Raw genomic sequence first — 21,671 nt, 5'->3', positions numbered from 1 at the left:
AATATGAAGAAATTAAATATTTTGTGGATGTTGATAGCATGCTTGTTGTTTGCTACATCCTGTTCCGATGATGACGAGGCGGTATCCACGTCATTGCAAGTGATTAAATCTGATGTTTCTTTTACGGCTGTGGCTGCTACGGGAAGCATTGAAGTGCAGAGCACTTCGGCGGTTACGGCTGCAAGTAATCAGGATTGGTGTACGGTCTCTGTCAGTGGGAATGTGATTACAGTGGCAGTTCCTACTTATACAGGGTTGGTAGGCAGACATGCCGTTGTAGAGATTTCCGATGCAGTAGGTGAAAAGGTACGTGTGCCGGTGTCGCAGGCTGGAGGAGTATGGTATGTGAAGGGTGAAGATGTGTATGGCTTTTCCGATGAAGAAGCAACGGTTACCATTCCCGTAAAGAGTGATTACAACTATACGGTAGACATGCCCGATTGGATGACAGGCGAGAAGGTAAGAGACGGTTACAACCTGACGTTGAAGGAGAACACTACGGGAAATGCCCGTAAGGGAATCGTCAAGTTTGTCAGCGAAAGGGGGACTAAGGAGATCGTCTTCCTGCAGTTCGGACTGAACGACATTGCGGGTACTTACGAAGCCACTTACGAGACCTATGGCGAGAATGATGATTTGGTAGAAGAAACAACGACTTTCGAACTGGTCCAGGATGAAGAAGACAATAAAGTATTTTATGCAGTGGGATTAAGTTCCATTAATGGTCTGGTCATACCTTTTAGTTTCAATAATGAAACTTATCAGTTGAGTGTGTCTGCAGGACGATATCTGGGAGCTATAACTTCAAGAAATTGGTATTTCTATACGGTGTTGACAAGTAAAGCCGGATATGTTCATACAGATACAAAGTTGTCTTATTCGGCAACTGCAGTATTGGATTTGGATGATGAAATCGTAATGCCGGCTTTCCCATTCAAGGATGAAAAAGGATTTAACTTTACGGCATCAACCGGAACGGTCAAGAGTTATGTGGACGGCTTGGATGTGTATGTCTTTAAGACGGAATCTCCTTCATTTGCCAATAATAACGGTTTAGGCTATTATGATATGTTTAAGAACTTGTCGATAAAGAAAATCCAACCCGAAGAATAAGAATCTCAAGTTGAGATTGTGAAACTTAAATAAGAATTCTCTCTGATAGATAAGTTTTTAATGTTATCTTAAAAACGATAAGAAGAGGCGCTCCTGTGAAGAAGCGCCTCTTTTGCTGGTATCTTGGTTCATAAGCAGAAGTTGTCAGGAAGTTATATCTGTTTCGATACCCTCCCTGTATTAAAACTCCCGGTTGACGTAATCAATCCGGATATTGCTCGCTTCGTTCTGTTCCAACTCTATCGGTTGGGCGTCTTGCGTATCCAGTTTAATTTTCGTTGCGTTGAAATGGCGTGTCAGGGAGATTCGACCTGCTTTGCACACCAGGGCTTCAATGTCGTAGAGGTAGAAATCTTCCAAACATAGCGTGTCATTCTCTCCGGAAGCGGAAATGAATTCTTGGGCATTGCTCACTTGCACTTGAGAGAGATGAATATTTCGGAAACGGGGATGCCCTTTTTCGGGAGGAGCCACCGGAGTGAGCATGACTTTCCAATGTTCGGGAATCTCTTTCCCTTGGTAGTCTTCCGGCAATTGGCTATAACTGTATTTCGGGTTCCAATTCAGCCCGGCACCGAACACTCGGCGTACACTGTCCGCCTTTATGCGGGTCACATAGATGTTTTCCACTACTCCGCCACGGGTCATGGCACTTTTCAGATGCAATAGGACTGATGTACCGACAGACGTCAGGTCGTGTGCCAGTATGTTCCGTATGCTGCCGGATGTCTCGCTACCGCAAGTAATGAATCCTCCCCCTCGATGACCTACGCAGTGGCGTATCAATACATTCTCTGTGGAACGGTTGACGCGCAAGCCGTCGGCATCCCTGCCTGCCTTAAGACAGATGATGTCGTCATTGCAATCTATTTCGCAGTTCTCTATCAGGATGTTGGTGGAAGAATCGATGTCGATACCGTCCGTGCTGGGACCGTGTCCGCCGATGTTGTTGTTGATAGTCAGGCCGTTCACGGTGCAGTGGTCGGAGTAAAGGATTTGGCATCCCCAGAATCCGGTACGCATCAGGGTGAAGCCGCTGAGGGTTACATCTGAACTACGCTCCACGAGTATGCCCCGGACGCGTTTGCAGTCATAGTCTACAATCCAGCGCAGGCCTTTGGCTTCATATTCCTTTCGCATGGTCCAATATTTGTCCCAAAATATCTTGCCGCGGCAGTCTATGGTACCTTCGCCACTGAGGGCTGCATTCTTTTCGTCGATAATGTTGATTACGGCGGACGGCCATGTCATTTCGATGCCTGCGATGCGTGAGCGGAACTCAGGATAACAATTGATGTCGGTACTGGCGAGCAGGGTGACTCCTTTGTCAAGCCGCAGGTTGACACCGCTTTTGATAAACAGTGCTCCCGTCTGGTAATGACCGGGTTGCAGGACTACCGTCCCTCCGCCGGAGATGGCGCAACTGTCTATGGCCCTCTGGATGGCATCGGTGCTGAGTATTGTGCTGTCTGCCTTTGCACCGAAAGAGTTGGCAGAAAATATTCTGTCGCCGGGTGATTGGCGGCTACCTACATGATTAGTCCATGCGAAGTCCGGTTGGCAGGGAAGTTCCCCCCATTCGAATTGGGTGTCTTGCCGCACGGGAGTGCACGAGAATAAAAGAACCATCGGCAGGAGTAGAAAAAGTGTATGTCTTCTTTTCATGATGAAAGTGGATTTATTGGTTTTATTTGGAAAAATTCCGCAGGCTAAAGTAGGACATTCCTGTAAACTGCAACATAGAGATTTATTCAGAAGTATGGAATATTGGATAGAGATGATGGGAAAATGCAAATATTACATGTTTATGATTGTTTTTCCATTGATGTTTTGAGTGTATGTGGCTATGTTTGCCTTAAAATAGGAGTATTGAACCTTTATAGATTATTAATTCTAAAAAACAGAAAGCCATGAAATTTTCATTTGTTTATTTTATCGTTTTATTATTTAACCTTGCTCTTTTCACAAGTTGTAAGCAGGCGGTGCCTGAAAAGGACTTTCAGCGGATTAGGAATGACATTTTCTGGGATACGCAAGACGGCGAGCCGATCTTCAGTCAAGGCGGCGGTATTTTCAAGTTCGTGGACCCGGAAACGGGCGTTGGAAAGTATTATTGGTATGGTGCCCGGTACAATGAGGCTGCCTTATATCGCAATGATCCATCCATAACGCAAAAGACTGATTCTTTTCTCTCTGTAACTTGCTACACATCGGCAGATTTGGTCCACTGGAAGTTTGAGGGTGATGTACTTACCCGCGCCGAACTCGACAAGAATTATGATGGGACACGTTGGGTAGGTCGCCTGGGGGTAGCGTACGTGAAAGAAATCAATAAATACGCTCTTTTTGTCCAGCACGATTCGGGTGTATTGATCTGCGTTTCGGACAAGCCGGCGGGAGAGTTTGTCTGGCATCGCCGGATGAATATGGAATCCATGATAGGGACACCCAATACGGGAGACCAAACCGTGTTTACGGACGAAGACACAGGCATTTCCTACCTTGTTTATTCTTATGGAAGAGGGCGGAACAGGATTTATCTTTCTGAAATCGGTGTCAAAGATGGGAATGTGGATTTATTGGATTGCACACAAGTCTTTCATGGTGAAGGACGGGAAGGAAACTGTATGTTCAAATACAACAATAAGTATTACATGTTTGCATCGAACCTTTACGGCTGGGATTCGTCTTTTGCGTACTATTTGGTGGCAGACGATGTACGCGGTCCCTATTCTCCCACGAATAAGATGCTTATTACTCCCGGTTGCATGGACGATTATGCACACGTGACACAAACGGGCTTTTTTGTCAATGTAAAAGGAAGCAAACAGGAAACTGTGATTTTCTGTGGGGACAGATGGGCGGATTTTGCCGGAAACGGTTTGGGATATAATCAATGGTGCCCGCTTTCATTCAACGGGGAGACGCCTTATTTCAATTCCTTAAGTTCATGGAATCTGAATGCCGTGACCGGTGAGTGGAGTGTGGCGGATGATAATAATTACGTGAAGAATGGAAGTTTCGAGGCCGACCGCCGGTACATTCCCAGTCCTGTAAAGCCTATCCAAGAGCAGTTGTTGGGTTGGACAACTAAAGTTTATGAGGGAAACGCGATTGTCATTAGTTCCAAAGATTCTCCCGTACTCAACTACTTCAATACGGAAGCCGACAGGAAAGTCGTTATTGGAGAGAAAAGCTTGAATATTAGTGATAAAGTGGCTTTCAAAAGGAAAATCTACCAGTTCATAGAATCTACTCCTTATGTAGAACTGAAAGACGGGAACTATACTTTATCTGCCAAAGTCAGAAACAGTGCCGGTTTTGGAAAACTGGAAATGTATGCGGAAAGCGGCGGGAAAAGAAAAGCGATGCCACTCGTTGCGGAAAATGCAGATTGGCGCACGGTCGAGCTGAAAGATATTGTGGTGAGAAATGGAAAAGTGGAAATCGGATTCTGGGCGGAGGGAGAAGCTGGGGCAAGCTGCCAGATTGACGATGTCTGCTTTGTGAAGTATCGGTGAGGCGTGGATGTTTAGAGGAGTATTGTGAAATTTGAATATACTAATAGAACTGTCCGGTGCGATACCCGGGAGACGTTTCGGATGACTGAAACCGAAAATCAAGTAAGGAAGTAGAAAGAAAAATCGTGTCCCATGAACTGAAGAAATTCGTCTCATGGGACGACGAAATTCACCTCGTGAGCTGAAAAAATTCGTCTCACGGGACAAAAAAAATCGCCTCGTGGGACGAAAATATTCATCTCACGAGGCGTTTTTTTTCTATCCTGTTCTTATTTATTGGAGCAGGTTCTCCAAGAACTCTATTTCTACGATTCGCAGTTCATACTTGGCTCTTTTGCTTTCGTCTGCCTTGTAGAGGTCCAGTTCGTTGGCAACCGGTGCGGCTACTTCTACGATTTGTCCGAAAGCATCTTCTTCACTGCTGCTGCCCTTCAGACGGATGGTGATTTCCTGGGTCAATACAGGCTTTACGTTTAGATGGATATATCCGAGGCTCTTTTCCGTATCGCCGCTCCAGATAAGTTCCTTGCCTGCATAAATCTCTAAAGGATAACTACGCATGCGCCATCCGGTCAGCTTCAGACAGATTTCATCTACGCGGGCAGGGCGGTTCAGGCGATAAGTGATCCAGGCGGTGCTGGCTTTGCCATCGTTCTTCCATTCGCTCAGTTCATTGTCGTCATAACTGTTGATGGCTGTCTCGTTGTTGGTGCCGGCCTTTGCGGAGTCGATTAATACAGCTACTTTCTTGTCTGTATAAGACGGGGTTTGCGGAGTTTCCCCACGGGTGAGCTGTCCTTGCAACTCGTTGGCAGGAATGTACTTGCTTAGTCCGTTCTTCACTTCCACCGGCAGGGAGGCGAAACTTATCTCAGCGGATTGCAATCCGGCTGCGCTTGCTTTGAGGCGTACGTTGCCTGCTTCCGTAAGCGAACGGATCAGGACACGGTTCACACCACACTCTACAGGAAGTTTCTGAGACAGGATATAGTTGTTCTCTCCTTGTGCGATACCTCCGCGCCACTCTGCCGGACCTTCCATCTCAAAGTTGATCAGATCGTTGGCCAGCGGACAGCGTCTTCCTTCCTTGTCTACCACTTCTACTTGCACCAGTACCACGTCTGCACCGTCCGCTTTCCAGCCTGCGGGGCTTTGCATCAGGTTCAACCGGATGCGTTCCGGTTTGCCTGCGGTCTGTAGTTCTGTGCGACAGCACTCTTTGCCGTTTGCATCGTAACCTACGGCTTCCAGTTTTCCGGCTTCGAACTTGACGTTATGGTAGGTGTGCAGGAAATGATATTCCTGTACGCTTTCTCCTAATGATTTTCCGTTCAGGAAGAGGGCTACGCTGTCGGCACTCGACACTACGTGGATGGGTTTGACTACATCTTCCCCGTAGTTCCAATGACCGATGATGTGGATGCGCGGGGTTTCCGTGTCGACCCATCCGTCCCACATGGTCTGCAATGCATAGAAAAGGTCTTTGGGAATGCGCATGGCATCCGTAGCGCCGCTTCTCCGGTAGTTTTCCACACCGCGGAAGTGGGTGTTGCTGTCGGAGAAGATGATTTTGACACCTCCCGAGCTAACCCGGAATCCCGTACCCGGACGCTCGCGCCAGTAATCGTACCAGCGTCTGACGTTCTCGATGGCAAACGAATTCTGGTTCTGGTTGTAAGCCCTTGCGTCTACTTGCTTCTTTACTTTATTGGTAACGGTGGACTTATAGGCTTTGGAGCCTTCCCCCTGCTTGTGATACGGGTAACTGTAATTGTCCCAATACTTGCGGAGCGCTTCATCCCGGCAATATTCCGTAGCCCACATCGGGTGGTGTGCACTCTTATTGATATAAAGCATTTCCCCGCCGTATTCGGCTTCGCGGATATCCAGCATTTCGCGTGAACCTATGGCACGTCCTCCGTGTGGGTCATACTTGTCGCGTATGGCTTTCATCTCCAGCATGTGCTCGCGGCTGATGGATTCGTTACCCGATTCGTAGAACAGGATACTCGGATTGTTACGATTGTAGATGATGGCATCGCGCATCAGTTCGGTGCGCTGTTCCCACTGGCGTCCTTCCCTGTCTTTCTCCGAGTCGCCGGCGGGCATGGCTTGGATAAGGCCTACACGGTCGCACGATTCCACATCCTGCTTCCAGGGAGTGACGTGCATCCAGCGTACCAGATTGGCATTACACTCTACCATCAGGCCATTGCTGTAATCGCTCAGCCAGGCGGGAACGGAGACACCCAAAGCGGGCCACTCGTTGCTGGTGCGCTGTGCGAATCCTTTCATCTGTAGCACACGGTCGTTCAGCCATATTTTTCCGTTTCCGAAGCGTGTCTTGCGGAAGCCGGTACGGGTAGCTACCTCGTCCGTCTTTTTCCCGTTGATCCACAAACTGGTTTTCACAGTGTACAGATAGCCGTATCCCCAGCTCCAGAAGTGCAGGTTGTCTACTTCTGCCGAGGCTTTTACCACGCCTGTCTCGCCCGGTTGCAGGGTGATGCTTTCACCGGACATGGTTTTTACGAGATTGCCGTCGCGGTCTATGATCTCTACCTGATAGGCAACCTGCTGTTTCTTCCGGTATTCATTTCTGACTTCCGATTCTGCATGGATGACGGCTTTGCGCGATTTCACTCGGATGTCTTCGGCATAAATATAGACACCAGTGGTCTTCAGGTTGCTATAGAGGGGCAAGGTCTGATATAGCTTGTCGGTCAGGTGGAGCCATACATTTTTGGGCAGACCGCCATAGTTGGCATTGAAGTTACGGTCGTTCCACTGGAATTTGGTGTTGGTATCCCGTTCTCTGTACTGCCAATTGTTGTCAATGCGCAGGGCGATGACATTCTCTTTATTATAGGCAATGTAAGGAGTCAGGTCGAATCCCACTGCCATCACTCCATTTTCATGCAAGCCGATGTGCTTGCCGTTGATGTAGAAATCGGCGGCTTGTCGTACTCCTTCGAACTCAATGAATACTTTCTTCCCTTCGCTTCCGGCAGGCAATCGAAAGTGCTTGCGATACCATACGATGGTGTCTGTCAGTTCGTCGATGCTGTATCGGAATGCTTCGTCTTCATTGAAAGCATGGGGTAAGGTGACCTTTTTCCAATTACTGTCGGCAAACTTCTGTTGTTCGGCTCCGGTGGCATCACCTACCGAAAGCAGCCAGTCCGAATTGAAATTGTACTTCTGCCTCACTTCGGTGTCTGAGGCTGCTACTTGTTGATGGCTAATACATAGAATAGTCCAAAATAATAATAAAACTTTCTTTCTCATGGAATTGAATTTATCAGTAGTTTAATGCTGCAAAGGTAAACTGCCGTTCATTTAATTCCGATGGAAAAGAGTACAGATGCATGTAATATTTGCTGTTTTATTCATTGACAAACAGAAATATCCATAGGATATTTCTGTTCTTGGGGGGATCGCTTCGCTTTGTCCGGAGTTAAATATCGATGTTCTTGCCACCTTTTTGATATACGGAAGGAGATATTCCGAATTGTGCCTTAAAACATTTGCTGAAATAGAATGGATCGTTGATACCTACTTTGTAGGCGACTTCTGCTACGGTGAGACGCTCTTCGGACAATAACAGCTCAGCTGCTTTCTTCATACGGATAATGCGCAGGTATTCTATGGGAGCATATCCGGTTACACCTTTTACCTTTGTATATAATGCGGTCCGGCTGAGTTTCATCAATTGAACCAACTCTTCAATGTTGAAATCAGAGCGGGAGAGATTGGCATTCAGTATGGTGTTCAGTCGTTCGGTAAATTCTTTGTCCCGGTCGGTAGAATACATCGCCGTATGGATGATGCCCGGTTCGTTGGAGAACTTCTCGCGGAGCTTTTCCCGTTGTTCTATCAGCCGGAATATCCGTGCCAGCAGGAATTTGGTGCTGAAAGGTTTGGCAATGTAAGCATCTGCTCCGGCTTCGATTCCCTCCAGTTGCTTTTCGGGAGAACTGAGTGCTGTCAACAGTATGATGGGGATATGGCTTGTGGCAAAGTCCGATTTCAGCTTTTTGGTCGCTTCAAATCCGCTCATGCCCGGCATCAGGACATCGCAGACAATCAAATCGGGGGCATATGTGCGTGCTTTTTCGCATCCGGTTTTACTCTCCTCTGCCACTTCCACTTCAAAGTAAGCACCGATTTGCTCCTTCAACAACTGCCTGATTTCGCAATCATCTTCAATGATCAGGATCTTCCGTTTGTTTAGCGGAGTCACATTTTCCGAGGGAACCGGAACCTCTTCTGAAACTTCCGTCAAACACCGTGTTCGCTCTTCATCTTCTTTCAGCAGGACATTGCCCGGTATGAGGAAGTCTTTCTCCGCATACACGGATTTGTCTGTCGGAATGCAGACGGTGAAGACAGAGCCTCCGTTCTCGTTGTCCCGATAGTTGATGGTGCCTTGGTGCACCTGCACTAATTCGTGTGTCAGATGCAATCCCACGCCGATGCTGTCGCCGGAGAAACTGCTTTGCATGAATCGTTTGAACAGTTCGTGTTGCTTCTCTTTCGGAATGCCCACACCTGTGTCGGAAACTTGGATTTGCAGCATCTTCCGTGCTTCGTCCACCTCGATGGAGAAGAGGATAGTCCCGTTTGCGGGAGTATACTTGAAGGCATTCGACAGTAGATTGTAAGTCACCTTGTCTATATACCCTTTGTCGATGAACATCTTATAGGACGGCAGCGAAGGATCGAAGCGGAAGTTCATATTCTTTTGTTCGGATATGTCCTTGAAACTCAAAAATATTTCGTGGAGGAAAGCGATCACATCCGTCTCTTCCAGCGAAAGTGCCAGCTTGTTGTTTTGCATCTTTCTAAATTCCAGCAACTGGTTGATAAGCCTCAGCATGCGTTGAGTGTTCCTGTTCATGGTTTGCAGAGGGGAGGCCAGTTCGCGCGGGATATTGTTGATACGCTGCATTTTCTCCAATGCCCCTTGGATTAGGGTCAGGGGAGTGCGGAACTCGTGGGAGATATTGGTGAAAAAGACTAATTTGTATTCAGTCAGCTGCTTTTCCACTTTGATACGGTTACGCAGGTTGTTAAAGTTGCTGACAATGTGATAGGCAAAGTACAGGATCGTTATTAAAAGCAGGGTATATACCAACATGGCCCATTTGCTCTTCCAGAACGGGGGAACGATGGTTATCTGTAAGGTGGTCTCGTCTTCGTTCCAGATGCCTGCGCCATTGCAGGACTTGACGTGCAGAGTGTATGTGCCGGGATCGAGGTATTTGTAAGCCGCAAAGTTCAAGGACGAAGGAGCACTCCATTCCTTGTCGTAGTTCTCCAGCCAGTACCGGTATTTTGTCTGATTGTTGTCCGAATAGTCGAAGGCGGAAAAGTCCAGTACAAATGAATTTTGGAAATGCTTCAATGTGATTTTGTCGGTATAAGAGAGCGACTGCTTCTTCAGGGGTGAATCGGTGGTTTCAGGATTCATCCGGATGCCGTTGATGTATAAGTTGGTGAAGACAATGGGAGAGAACTTCTCGTTGCTGGGTATTTTCATCGGGTCGATGAGGGTCAGGCCGTAGTTTGTCCCGAAGAGAAGTTTGTTGTCGGCACCTATGCAAGAGCAGTTCTCGTTATATACATTTCCTAACGTATGCGAAGAGAAGAAATAGTTTTCGAAAGAGCGGTTTTCGGGATTGAACTTAGACATGCCGTATTCCGTTGCTATCCACAGTCTTCCGAAGGTGTCTTCCTGAATGGCCACTACGGTGTTGTTCACCAGTCCGTCGTCCGTTCCGTAGTGTTCATACTCTAAAGAGCGGTAGTTGTCCGTCGGTTTGCAAAGGCTCAGTCCTGCTCCGGAAGTTCCCACCCATATCCTGTCTTTACTGTCGCGGAACAGACATTTGATTTCATTGGAGCAGAATTTACCGTTTACGTTGTTGAACACATGGTAGTTGTTGGCGTTGGCAATCAATGAATCGGGATGAAATATACAGATGCCATCGCCGGTACCGGTCCATATCATCCCGTTCCGGTCTTCTATCATGGTTCTTATCATTCTCTGGCTATATTTCTGCTGGAGGAAGTGGCGGAACTTGTATTTGCCGTCGGCAGTAGGCTCTGCCAAGTCCAGCCCGCCTCCGAATGTCCCTATCCACATGCGGTCCTTCCTGTCTTGGAAGATGAAAAAGATATGATTGTAGCTCAGTGACGAATAGTCGGACGGAATGTTTTTATACCACGTATCTCCGATTTTCAGCCCGTCGCCGCGAGTACCTATCCACAGTTCTTCCTTGCTGTCTTTGGCAATGGCATAAACGTTCGATTGGAAATGCTGTTTGCTTTTCCGAGGTGTCAGATGGTCGTCGTAGTTGTACAACCCACCTTTGCGGGTTCCCAACCATATATTTTCATCTTTTATCCGAGTCAACATCCGGACAGTATTTGAGCGGTCGAAGAGTTCGCTGGATTCAGGATAAAAGCGGGTGATACCCTCATTGGATACGGTGATGCGTGACAAGCCGGAGTATTCGGAGCTGACCCAGATTGCGCCCGACCTGTCTTCCATGATATACAGCAGGAAGTCGGAAACAATGGGGGAATCTTTGGTGTTTGAAACGAAGTGCTCTAACTTGTCCTCAGACGGATTGTATAGAAACAGTCCGTTGCAATAGGTGGATATCCAAATGAGGCCCCGGGAGTCGTGGATTACATGATAACGTTCGTTGTCAATGTAGTTCAATTTGTCTTTGGGGATCAATTGGAACTTTTTCATTTCTCCTGTTTCCGATAGGATGTAATAGACTGTTCCTGTATGATTATATATCCAATAATCGCCCTGATTGTCGACGAGGACTGTACCGTCTTTTATGTTCAGTATGGCATCGGTCGTTATCTGCTGTGATTTGAAGTTGTAGATATATGTTCCCGTGGAAGTGAAAATAACCCATTCGTGCTTGAATGCGAACAGGCAGTTGGAGCGTACTCCTTCTATGGCAGCAGGAACTCGTGCCAACGGAATAAGTTGGTTGGAATTTTCGTCATACCCATATATTTCCCCCTCTGTGGTGAGGAAATACATTTTCTGCTCGTGTGAAGCATAGGCAATGAAATCATTCTTGCGGTCTATGATGTTGATTCCTTTCCGGTCGGTGAAGGCCAGACCGTGCATGGTACCTATCCATATCTTTCCTGAACTGTCTTCGGTGATGAATTGTACCTGATTGCTGGGCAGGTTGCCGCGTTCGGTCTTGAACTTCACCGAGGTCATCGTCCGGTCGTTTTGAGTAATGATTTGCCGTGCCCCATTTCCTTTATGATACAACCATACGTCTCCGTTGGATGCGGCAAAGAAGTTGGAATAATTCTGTCCGTATTCTCCTTTTCCGGTGAAGTCGACGAATCGGCTTTTTTGTAAGTCGTAACAACTGTACAGTTCCGCTCCCGTGCCTATCCAGAGGAAGCCATTCCGGTCTTCTTTGATGTAATTGATGCGATTGTCGGTCAATGAAATCTGTTCATGGCTGGTTTCCGGCTGGAAGTTCAGGAAAGAGTTGCCGTCGTAACGGCTCAAACCGTTCAAAGTACCTAACCAGAGAAAGCCTTTGCTGTCTTGGTATATGTTTCGGATGGAGTTGCTGGGCAATCCATCTGTCGTCCTCATTATTTGGGTACGGAGATCTGTTCCGCTAAAGGCGCTTGCAGCAATTATGCTTAATAATGCGATTATCAGTAAAGTTCTTCGTCTCATATAGTTTTCAAGGCTGTTACTAAATGGCTAACAAAATTAATTAGAAAATTAGAATCTAAAAAATGAAATTCATGGCTTCAAGTCTTTTTATGGTTGTTTTTTCCCATTGTCAGCCTTCGTGTCTCATCTTTTTGCCGACAAAGTTAGAGAATGGGTGGATGGGATCCATGAATAATCGTACATATATCTGTAAATATTGTCACTTGCCTTTGCCGGAGGCCTGTAGCAGCATCTCCTTCAGCCGTGTGATAGCTTTTTGCAACTGGGCATCCACCGTCTTGATGCTGATGCCGAGTTCTTCTGCTACTTGTGCATATGTCTGTTTTTCCTCGCGGATACGGATGAATACTTCCCGGCAACGTTCCGGCAGGCGGTCGAGTGCTTTCACATAGCGGGCAAAGAGTTCTTCGCTGATCAGCACCTCTTCGGGAGAGATATCTTGTCTGGCGATCTCCGGTAGGAGGTCACTGGACGATGCAGAGTGTCGCTCTTCCTTTTCGATGTAATTCAATGAGGCATTTTTGACAAGGATGAAACAGTAGTCTTCTATGCTGGCGATATCCAACAGCTGTTTGCGGCGTTCCCAGAGTTTGAGAAACACGTCGAGCACAATCTCCTGTGCCCATTCCTCGTGTCGGGTATAGTAGTAGGCAATGCGGAACAGGCGGTCGTATGTCATGTCGTAGAACTCTCGGAAGGCAGTTTGAGAATTCTGCTCGCTTATCTTTCGTAAATATCTTCTGACTTCTTGTTCGGTCATGGCTTCCGGTTGTTTCGTTTATTCTTCCACAAACATCAGGTCACTGATGATGCCGTCCGATGTAAATATTCCTTCTTGCGTCAAGCGTAGGTGCTCGTCTCTTAGTTCCAGCCTTCTATTGTTCAGATAGGGGAGTGCCATATCCATGCAGTATTGCCACAACTTCGTGCCGAACGCCTGCTTTATGTAGGGCATGGAGACGCCCCACGTGGTTCGAAGTCCGGTCATGAGGCATTCGTTGTAGCGGGTGGTTGCGTCTAAGTGTTCGGTTTCAAAGTCCCGGTTTCCCGCTTCGACAGAGAGCATGTACTTCTCCAGCGAAGCCACGTTCCACTCGCGGGTATGGATGTCGAATGAATGTGCCGAAGACCCGCATCCCAGGTAAGGGACACCTTGCCAGTAGGACGTGTTATGCCGGGAGTGCATGCCCGGTTTGCAGAAGTTGGAAATCTCGTAGTGTTCGTAGCCGGCAGTTGTTAGGGTCTCCGTCAGGATGGAGAAGAAGCGGAGACTGCTTTCTTCGTCAACCTCGCTGACTCGGTGGGCTTGCAGCATGCGATGGAGAGGAGTTCCCTGTTCGTAGGTGAGGTGGTAGGCGGAGATATGTTCGGGTTTGAGGCTGGTAGCCTGCTGCAAATCGTGCAGCCAGCGTTCGTCAGTCTCTCCCGGCAGGCCGTAGATCAAGTCGATACTGATGTTGCGAAAACCTGCTCGGCGGCAGCGCGCCATGGCTTCGACAGCTTGTGCGGCGTCGTGCCGCCTGTTGAGCAACCGCAGGGTGGCATCGTCGAAAGTCTGTATTCCCATGCTGATACGGTTGAAAGGCAGGGCGGCAAGCATTCCGACATAGGCTTCCGTCAGGTCATCCGGATTGGCTTCGAGGGTAATTTCCTGAGTGTACTGCAATCCGTAGACGCGTTCAATAGTACCGAACACCTCCCTGAAATCCTCTTCCGACAGTTGCGACGGTGTGCCTCCGCCGAAATAGACTGTTTGTATGGCTTTTCCTTTCAGGTACTCTTTGCGTTCTGCCAATTCGCGGCAAAGGGCACGAATGTAGCGCGTCTTTAACTCCGAGTGGGTAGTGGAGTAGAAGTCGCAATAAATGCATCGGGTCTTACAGAAAGGGATATGTATATAAATGCCTGCCATGATTGTACTGTTTTTATTATCTTTTCAGCAGGCAAAGATAATGCAAACCTCAGCAGAACTCTCATGTTTACATGAAAAAGTCGTGCTGAGGTTTCGTTGAGGTATCGTCTCCGGGCAAAGATGCCCGTTTTTTTCAAAGAGGGTATCAGGGGAAAGACACGGTCTTCACTGTGCCATCGGAAAAGTGTATGGTCACCACATCATCCTTTTGCTCGAAATACTTCACGGGAGTCAGTTCTTTCTTGCTGAACGGTTTGCCGCTCTTCTTCCACAACTGTAGCGTGATGAAAATCTTGTCGCCCGAATGCGTCGTGGATGCATTGATGACGGAACATCTGTTGCTCACCGGGTGCAGGCCTTCCGTCTGCACAAATTCTATGTCCGTCCAGCCTTGCAGATTGACGAGTGCCGTCTGGTAATCGCCGTTGTCGGTGCAGTAGACCGTATGTGTACCTGTTTTTTTCTCTTTGCAGGCGACGGGATGTTCCAGTTCCGGTAAGGAATAGTGCCCGTAGCGCAGCTGTGTGCTGGCAGGGAAAGAGACTTTGTCTACACGAAGAATGCCGTTGGGAAGCGGAATGTCCGCTAAGCGGAATTGGATATTGGCATTGGTCTCCAGCACTGCGTCACGGTAATAAATACCATCTTCGAACTTCCTGAACGTATAGAGGCGAAGTACTTCCCACTGCTGCTTGCCGTTCAAGACTGCATAGTTCATCGACACTTTGCCGTCCGGGCTGTCCGCCATCCAGGGGAATGCCGTGTTGTAGGACAATTTATTGTAGTTCTCCGACGAACGGAACTTCTGCCAGTCGTCGGCCACTTTTTCGTGACACCATGCGCGGATTTCGGAACAGCCGCTATTGGGATAGTTGGTTACCAGCGTGTTCGACCCTTCCATGAACTTGTTGTACACTTTTCCCGGTTCTAACTCCTTCTCCCAAGGACCGTTGTTCTCCGTGGCAGTCCAGAACGGATTGTCGGCGGGCAACAGCAATCCTAAGAAAGCTTTCCCCATCCAGTACACGCTACCCCGGCAACTGTATATCTGTACGGCAGGCTCGAATGCTCCGTAGAATCCCAGGGTAGGCACCCGGTCTTCCAGCAATGAGGGGTTCTTGAGGAACTGGAGCAGGGTGGAGGAAGCGATACGGCGCATCCAGCCGTAATTGATGGTGTCGTCATCGAGCCATCCCATCAACGGGAAAGGCACTACGGTCGCTATGCGGTAGGTGATGCTGCGCCCATACATGTTCATTCGCCCATCCTTGGCAAACATATACGGATAGTTGGGCACCAGGTCGCGGAAGTTGTTTACGAACCGGCGTCCCGCTTCCGGATTGAACTTGTCGCCGTAGTAGTGCGCCCAGATCATGCCATACATCTGGAAGGCCCACATGCTGTAGTAGTCGTAGGCGGGGCTATCGTTATACCAGCCACATCCGCGGTATTTCTCCAGCGACTTGTTGAGCTGTTCGTCCAAGTACCCCTCCTTCACTTCATAGCCGTGGTCTTTGAAGAAAGAGAGCACGAAGATGTTGAAGAAGCGCCAGTTGGAATCTATCGTTGGTCCGTTGCCGTAGCTCAGCATCAGCGCGGCAAGGGCGTCTTTCTCTTCCTGCGTCAGCGGGTCCCAGATGATTTCCGGCATCACGGTCAGCGACAGGGCGAGTGCTCCGAATTCGACGAGCGTCTGGCTTGGTCCTCCCTTTCGGTGCTGTATGTATCCCGGTTTCGAAGGGTCGTTCATGTTTCTTAATTGTTGGCGATAGTAATCTCCCACTTTTATTCCGTTTAGCTCCAGACCGGGATTCTCTTTCAGCAGGGGGATGGCGACGAACATGGTGCGGCAAAGCCCTTCTAGGTTCTCGGTCTTGTTCGGTTTCCCGTCTTTGGGATAGCTTTTTCCCGGCTGTTTGGGGAAGTGCATCGGGTCGTCCAACGAGTGGATGTAGCTGAATGCACCTTCCAGCAAGTAAGTGGCGGCGTCCATCCAGTGGCGGCGTGTCATTCCGGTGAGCGGGCTTAGCCGGTAGTCCGGTTGCACTAAGTGGAATACAGAATCGTTTGCAGGTTTCATGGGTGCTGCGTCCGTCTTCAGGCTTGCAAATAGCAGCACGAACAGCAGCAAACCTCCGGTCATCTTTGAAAATAAGGTTTTCATCATAATCTGTGTATTTACATGGTAAACATATTTCGGGTTCAATCCGGTTACAAAGAAAATGCTTTTGGAGAAAACTTATGACTATTTTAGGTTCAAAATAGGGGGTGTTTTAGACCAGAAAGTCAAAAAAACAACAACCTATAAGATTGTTTTAGATATATTTGTGTATATTTGCCATCATTATAAAATGAAAAGAAGGATATCTAACTACTTATGAAAGCCATACTTGCTATGAAAGAAAGATTCGGGAAATTATTTCTATGCTTTATACTTTTTCCTTTGATTTGTCAGGCTACGATAACGCCGGCATCAGACCTCTTGCGATTCACCTCTACGTCCGTACTGGATAACCTATCCAGCAAGGAAGTGCAGTCCCTCTATCAGGATAGCGATGGATATATCTGGATATCTACCCGCAACGGGCTTTTTCAGTATGACGGCTATTCGATGACTTCCTATAAGTCAAATCTTTATTATCCCGACCTGTTGACCAGTAATAACATTTATTGCGTAGCGGAAGATTCTCTCCACCGGTTATGGATCGGGACATATAATGGATTGAATGTATTGGACAAGCGTATCGGCGTAGTCCGTAAGGTAGAAAATGAAATAATCTCAAGGATAGGTATTTCCAGGATATTAGTGACCAGAGACCAGCGGATTCTGTTGGGAACAGAGAACGGGCTTTATGAGTATAAGGAGAAAGAAGAGAGTTTCCTGCTATTTGACCAAAGCAATACGGACGGTGTTTTCCAGAATGTGGCAGTCAAATCCTTGTTCGAAGACGACAGAGGTGACGTGTGGATTGGCTCTTGGGGAGGAGGATTGTACCGTTATGAGAAAAAAACAGGGAAGTTCCGGAAATATCCGAAGATGAATTCCGGCAATTCGGCTCATGTCGTATTCCAAGATAGTCGCCGGAATATATGGATAGGCACTTGGGGAGCCGGCCTGCAACTGTTGCATAATGCTTACGAACCGGAAAAGGTGACATGGACCACCTTCATTCACGACGAGAAACGGGCAAGTAGCATTTCGGATAACCTGATTTATGCTATTTCGGAAGACAAGAACACCCATACTTTATGGGTAGGGACACGTAGTGGATTGAGTGTACTTCCGTTGGATGGGAACCGGACGGAAAAATGTGAATTTAGAAATTATTATCCTGATTCTTACGAAAACTCAATCTCCGGGAGCGAAGTGGCTTCCTTGTTGTGCGACCGTCAAGGCATCATGTGGGTGGGGATGATTGGAAGCGGCGTCAATATGGTCAATACGCGTAGGGCACAGTTCAACTATGAACGGTTGCCAGAGGTGAGAAGGACGCTGAATAGCAACTCTGTCCGTAGTATTCTGTTGGATAGCGAAGGACTGCTCTGGTTGGGAATCAGTACATACGGCTTTGGAGTGAAGCGCTTTCGTACAGGAGACTTCATCCATTACGGAAAGATGCCTGATTTCATGCCATATAGCGGTATCTCTACGACCATGTCCATCATGCAGTCGCCTTCCTCCGGACATATCTGGATCGGGATATACAATGGAGGCGCTTATGAAGTAGATAAGCATGCTCCTGTGGGAAAGCGCGTGAAACATCATACCCACTCCAATGTCCCGTGGATTTGCAATTCCTGTATTTACCATATTTGTGAAGACTCCAGGCGTAACCTTTGGTTTGCTACCAAGGCGGGAGTATCAATGCGTGCGGCAGACGGAACCCCAGTGAGGATTGATTCACTGACGGTCGGAGCTGTACCATTGTCCGGCATGGTTGCAATGCATCTGGCGGAAGGTTCCGGCGATGAGATGTGGATGGCTTCCAGTACGTATGGAGTGGTTCGTATTAAAGGGAGTGGTACTTCATTGAAGAATTATGTCCTTTCGGGCTACTCCATAGCTAATGGAAAACTGAATAGCAGCTATGCAAACTGCATTTACAAGGATAATAAGGGGCGCATCTGGGCAGGTACGAGTGGAAGCGGCTTGAACCTTTATGACGTGGTGGAGGATCGTTTCTTGCCGATGCATAAATCATGGAACCTGCCGGGAGATGCCGTGGTCAGTATTCAGAGCGACAAGAAAGGAAATCTTTGGTTAGGAACCAATGTCGGTTTGCTTCAACTCACGATTCCGGACGATTTGCAGGAGGTGACCTACCGCCTTTATACCACTTCCGATGGTTTGCAGGACAACATCTTCAACCGCGGGGTATCATTCGTTGCTCCCGATGGAGAGATGTTCTTTGGCGGTCATCGAGGATATAACAACTTCTATCCAGATAAGCTACAGGAACCATCACTCTCTTTTCCAGTAGTCATCACGGATATAAAAATACACAATCGGTCTTGGAAATCCTTTTCTGATGAAGAACGTGCGGAGATATCCGGCCTGTCTCCCCGCTTTACGGATGAGATAGTTCTGAACTATAAGCGCAATAACTTCAGCGTCGAGTTCTCGGCCTTGGAGTATGCCAATCCGGAGAGAAACCAGTATGCCTACAAATTGGAGGGCTTTGATGCAGGTTGGCAATACACGGATGCTTCCAAACGCTTTGCCTATTATAACAACCTGAAGTCCGGCACTTATACCTTCTATGTGAAGGCCTCCAACTCGAACGGTATTTTTGGGGGAGAGATACGCAAGTTGAAGGTGGTCATCCTGCCTCCTTTCTGGAAAACTTGGTGGGCTTACACCTTATATATGATAAGCATATCCGGCATATTCTGGTATATATTCCTAATTGTGCGCAATCGCATTCGCTTACGCAATGCGTTGCATCTGCGCGAGATGGAGCAGGCAAAGGCAGAGGAAATCAATCATGCCAAACTGCAATTCTTTACCAATATCACACACGAACTGCTTACTCCGCTGACTATCATTTCTGCTTCCGTAGACGAACTGAAACAGTCGGCTCCCGCTTATAAGGAGCAGTATAATGTGATGACGCACAACATCAACCGGCTGATACGCCTGTTGCAGCAGATATTGGAGTTCCGCAAAGCCGAGACAGGCAATTTGAAACTGAAAGTGTCTCAAGGGGATTTGGTGCAATTTGTACATCGTAGTGTGGATGGTTTCCGTCCGCTGATGAAGAAGAAGGAGATTCACTTCACTATCCAAAGTGACGCTAATGAATGTTTGGTATTTTTTGATCCTGATAAGTTGGACAAGATACTCTACAATCTACTTTCCAATGCATCCAAGTACAACCGTGCAGGAGGCAAGGTGCGGATAGAAATAGAACACGATGAGGCAGAAGGAACAGTCCGTATCATGGTGAAAGACAATGGTCCCGGCATATCGAAAGAAGCACAGAAGGACCTGTTCAAACGTTTTTATGAAGGCAATTACCGGAAATTCAATACGATAGGCACAGGCATTGGATTATCGTTGGTTCGCGATTTGGTAGTCCTGCATCATGGTACCATTACTGTGGAGAGTGAAGAAGGGAAGGGGACATCCTTTTGTGTCGAAATACCTGCGGAGTGTTCCGCATATTTGGGAGATGAGATAGAAGGCGGTGAGGTAATTTCCGCTTCTGATACGTCGGGACAACAGAAAGACGTTGTTATTGATATGCCTTTATTGCAGGAAGAGGACATCGTCGATAAAGAGGACACATCGGAAAAGAGGAAATATACCTTATTGTTGGTTGAAGATAACGTGGACTTGATGAATCTGATGGTACGGCTTTTGGAAACCGAATATATTATCCGTACGGCAACCAACGGCAAGGAGGCACTTGACATATTGGGCGCAGAAGAAATAGATCTTATCGTATCTGACGTTATGATGCCGGTCATGGATGGCATCGAGTTGTGTAGAAACATAAAGAAAACTTTCGATACTTCGCACATTCCATTGATTCTGCTGACTGCCAAGAAACAGGAACAGGACAGAGAGGAGGCTTATAAGTCGGGTGCAGATGCCTTTATCACAAAACCATTCAATCTGAGCGTTCTCTATGCACGCATTAGTAACCTGCTGAAAGCTCGCGAGCGGACTATGAGGGATTTCAAAGGGCAGCTTGTCTTTGAAACCGGTGAATTGAAATACACCAGTTTGGACGAGGACTTTCTGCAACGTGCCATTGATTGTGTGAACAAGCACCTGGACGATCCCAATTTCGACCAAACCCAGTTCTTGGAGGAAATGCATACCACTAAGTCGACTTTCTTCCGCAAGCTGAAGTCGTTGACCGGACTGAGCTACTCTTCTTTTATCCGGAATATCCGCATGAAGGCAGCTTGCCGTATTATAGAGGAGAACAAACGCATTCGCATCTCCGAGTTGGCATACGCTGTGGGTTATAACGATCCGCGTTATTTCAGTACTTGCTTTAAGAAAGAGATAGGAATGCAGCCTTCCGAATACATAGAATGTTTTGCGGGAGGTAGTGTGGCAGGTAAGGAGTGAGGAGAAATGAACTACAATTCATTGAATTACGAAAAATAGAGAGGTGATAAAGCTGGACTGTTCCTGTTGGCGGAATTAAAGTGAAATTACATTATATCTTATGTCTCATAACAAGTAATGTTATACTTCATAACAAGTAATGCTATGAAGTATAACATTACTTGTTATGATGCCTTTCATTATATGTTATGACGCCTTTCATTATATGTTATGATGCATTCTTCCGAACTAAAATAACAATTAAAGATAAATACCCTATTTCATCCCCTCACATCTTTCACCCATCTGTTAATCGTATAATACACAAATGTTTATGGTGAAACATCTTGTAGTAGAAGAGGAACTCATTTACCGGTGTTCCCGCCCGTGGTTTGTCGTATCCGGTACGCCGGTTCCGCATATTCACCATGGTCTATAGTTGTCATGTACACAAACTTCTATCTGGCCAAAGCTAAGGTCTGGCATGACAAAGCTAAGGTTTAGTGACACAAACGTGAACTTTAGCCACTCCAAATTTCCGAATACATAACACTTACTATTTTTGCATACTGCTTTTTCTCTTTTCAGGTCTTTCAGGATTAGCCTAATCATTTGATTAATAAAATATTGGACTGAAACTAAAGACCAAAAATCAAAGCTGAGACTTCAGCATCCTCTTTCAGGTTTCTTGGTTTCAGAGCAATGCGCTATAAAACAGGTTATTAGTGAATGGTTGAAAGAGCTGAAGGGCAAAAAATGATATAAAAAACTTAAGTAGATGACAAAAATTTGAAAACATCAAATTTGGGGGTATAAGTCGGACGC

At 47.2% G+C, this 21,671-nt stretch carries 9 protein-coding genes; 3 read left to right on the top strand and 6 right to left on the bottom strand.

Features of this window, described 5'->3' with window-relative positions:
• Positions 1–3 precede the first annotated feature (3 nt).
• Positions 4–1,113, top strand: a complete 1,110-nt coding sequence (locus tag QZ323_RS10130) for a BACON domain-containing carbohydrate-binding protein (RefSeq protein ID WP_294634535.1) — start codon at positions 4–6, stop codon at positions 1,111–1,113.
• 180 nt (positions 1,114–1,293) lie between these two features.
• On the opposite strand, the gene QZ323_RS10125 is transcribed toward QZ323_RS10130, so the two are convergent.
• The gene (locus tag QZ323_RS10125; protein WP_294634549.1) at positions 1,294–2,742 is read right to left on the bottom strand and encodes a glycoside hydrolase family 28 protein; all 1,449 of its coding nucleotides are present in this window, start codon (positions 2,740–2,742) and stop codon (positions 1,294–1,296) included.
• Between the two features lie 281 nt (positions 2,743–3,023).
• Here QZ323_RS10125 and QZ323_RS10120 point away from each other — a divergent pair, with 281 nt between their 5' ends.
• The gene (locus tag QZ323_RS10120; RefSeq protein ID WP_294634534.1) at positions 3,024–4,634 is read left to right on the top strand and encodes a family 43 glycosylhydrolase; all 1,611 of its coding nucleotides are present in this window, start codon (positions 3,024–3,026) and stop codon (positions 4,632–4,634) included.
• A gap of 273 nt (positions 4,635–4,907) precedes the next feature.
• Here QZ323_RS10120 and QZ323_RS10115 read toward each other — a convergent pair whose 3' ends face one another.
• From QZ323_RS10115 to QZ323_RS10095, 5 genes are all read right to left on the bottom strand, one after another.
• Positions 4,908–7,922 carry a DUF4982 domain-containing protein gene (locus tag QZ323_RS10115; RefSeq protein ID WP_294634533.1) on the bottom strand — a complete coding sequence of 1,005 codons (3,015 nt, stop codon included), beginning with the start codon at positions 7,920–7,922 and terminating at the stop codon, positions 4,908–4,910.
• Between the two features lie 169 nt (positions 7,923–8,091).
• A complete protein-coding gene (locus QZ323_RS10110) occupies positions 8,092–12,372 on the bottom strand; it encodes a two-component regulator propeller domain-containing protein (RefSeq protein ID WP_294634532.1) in 4,281 nt (1,426 codons plus the stop codon).
• 199 nt (positions 12,373–12,571) lie between these two features.
• The gene (locus QZ323_RS10105) at positions 12,572–13,132 is read right to left on the bottom strand and encodes an RNA polymerase sigma-70 factor (RefSeq protein WP_294634531.1); all 561 of its coding nucleotides are present in this window, start codon (positions 13,130–13,132) and stop codon (positions 12,572–12,574) included.
• 18 nt (positions 13,133–13,150) lie between these two features.
• Positions 13,151–14,284 (bottom strand): radical SAM family heme chaperone HemW, encoded by a 1,134-nt coding sequence (gene hemW / locus QZ323_RS10100; RefSeq protein ID WP_294634530.1) that lies wholly within the window; start codon positions 14,282–14,284, stop codon positions 13,151–13,153.
• Positions 14,285–14,429: 145 nt separating this feature from the next.
• Positions 14,430–16,451 (bottom strand): DUF2264 domain-containing protein, encoded by a 2,022-nt coding sequence (locus tag QZ323_RS10095; RefSeq protein ID WP_294634529.1) that lies wholly within the window; start codon positions 16,449–16,451, stop codon positions 14,430–14,432.
• Between the two features lie 228 nt (positions 16,452–16,679).
• On the opposite strand from QZ323_RS10095, the gene QZ323_RS10090 reads away from it, so the two are divergent.
• Positions 16,680–20,867: a two-component regulator propeller domain-containing protein gene (locus tag QZ323_RS10090; RefSeq protein ID WP_294634528.1), complete on the top strand. Its 4,188-nt coding sequence runs from the start codon at positions 16,680–16,682 to the stop codon at positions 20,865–20,867.
• Positions 20,868–21,671 lie beyond the last annotated feature (804 nt).

The sequence above is a fragment of the uncultured Bacteroides sp. genome, assembly GCF_910585845.1.
GTDB lineage: Bacteria > Bacteroidota > Bacteroidia > Bacteroidales > Bacteroidaceae > Bacteroides.
The sequence above is the reverse complement of the archived record's forward strand: the minus strand, read 5'-3'. Positions and strand labels throughout refer to the sequence as shown.

What these genes read in the sequence shown, in the direction of transcription:
- QZ323_RS10130 (WP_294634535.1), top strand. Translation starts at nt 4, where the DNA reads ATGAAGAAATTAAATATTTTGTGGATGTTGATAGCATGCTTGTTGTTT.
- QZ323_RS10125 (WP_294634549.1), bottom strand. Translation starts at nt 2,742, where the DNA reads ATGGTTCTTTTATTCTCGTGCACTCCCGTGCGGCAAGACACCCAATTC.
- QZ323_RS10120 (WP_294634534.1), top strand. Translation starts at nt 3,024, where the DNA reads ATGAAATTTTCATTTGTTTATTTTATCGTTTTATTATTTAACCTTGCT.
- QZ323_RS10115 (WP_294634533.1), bottom strand. Translation starts at nt 7,922, where the DNA reads ATGAGAAAGAAAGTTTTATTATTATTTTGGACTATTCTATGTATTAGC.
- QZ323_RS10110 (WP_294634532.1), bottom strand. Translation starts at nt 12,372, where the DNA reads ATGAGACGAAGAACTTTACTGATAATCGCATTATTAAGCATAATTGCT.
- QZ323_RS10105 (WP_294634531.1), bottom strand. Translation starts at nt 13,132, where the DNA reads ATGACCGAACAAGAAGTCAGAAGATATTTACGAAAGATAAGCGAGCAG.
- hemW (WP_294634530.1), bottom strand. Translation starts at nt 14,284, where the DNA reads ATGGCAGGCATTTATATACATATCCCTTTCTGTAAGACCCGATGCATT.
- QZ323_RS10095 (WP_294634529.1), bottom strand. Translation starts at nt 16,451, where the DNA reads ATGATGAAAACCTTATTTTCAAAGATGACCGGAGGTTTGCTGCTGTTC.
- QZ323_RS10090 (WP_294634528.1), top strand. Translation starts at nt 16,680, where the DNA reads ATGAAAGAAAGATTCGGGAAATTATTTCTATGCTTTATACTTTTTCCT.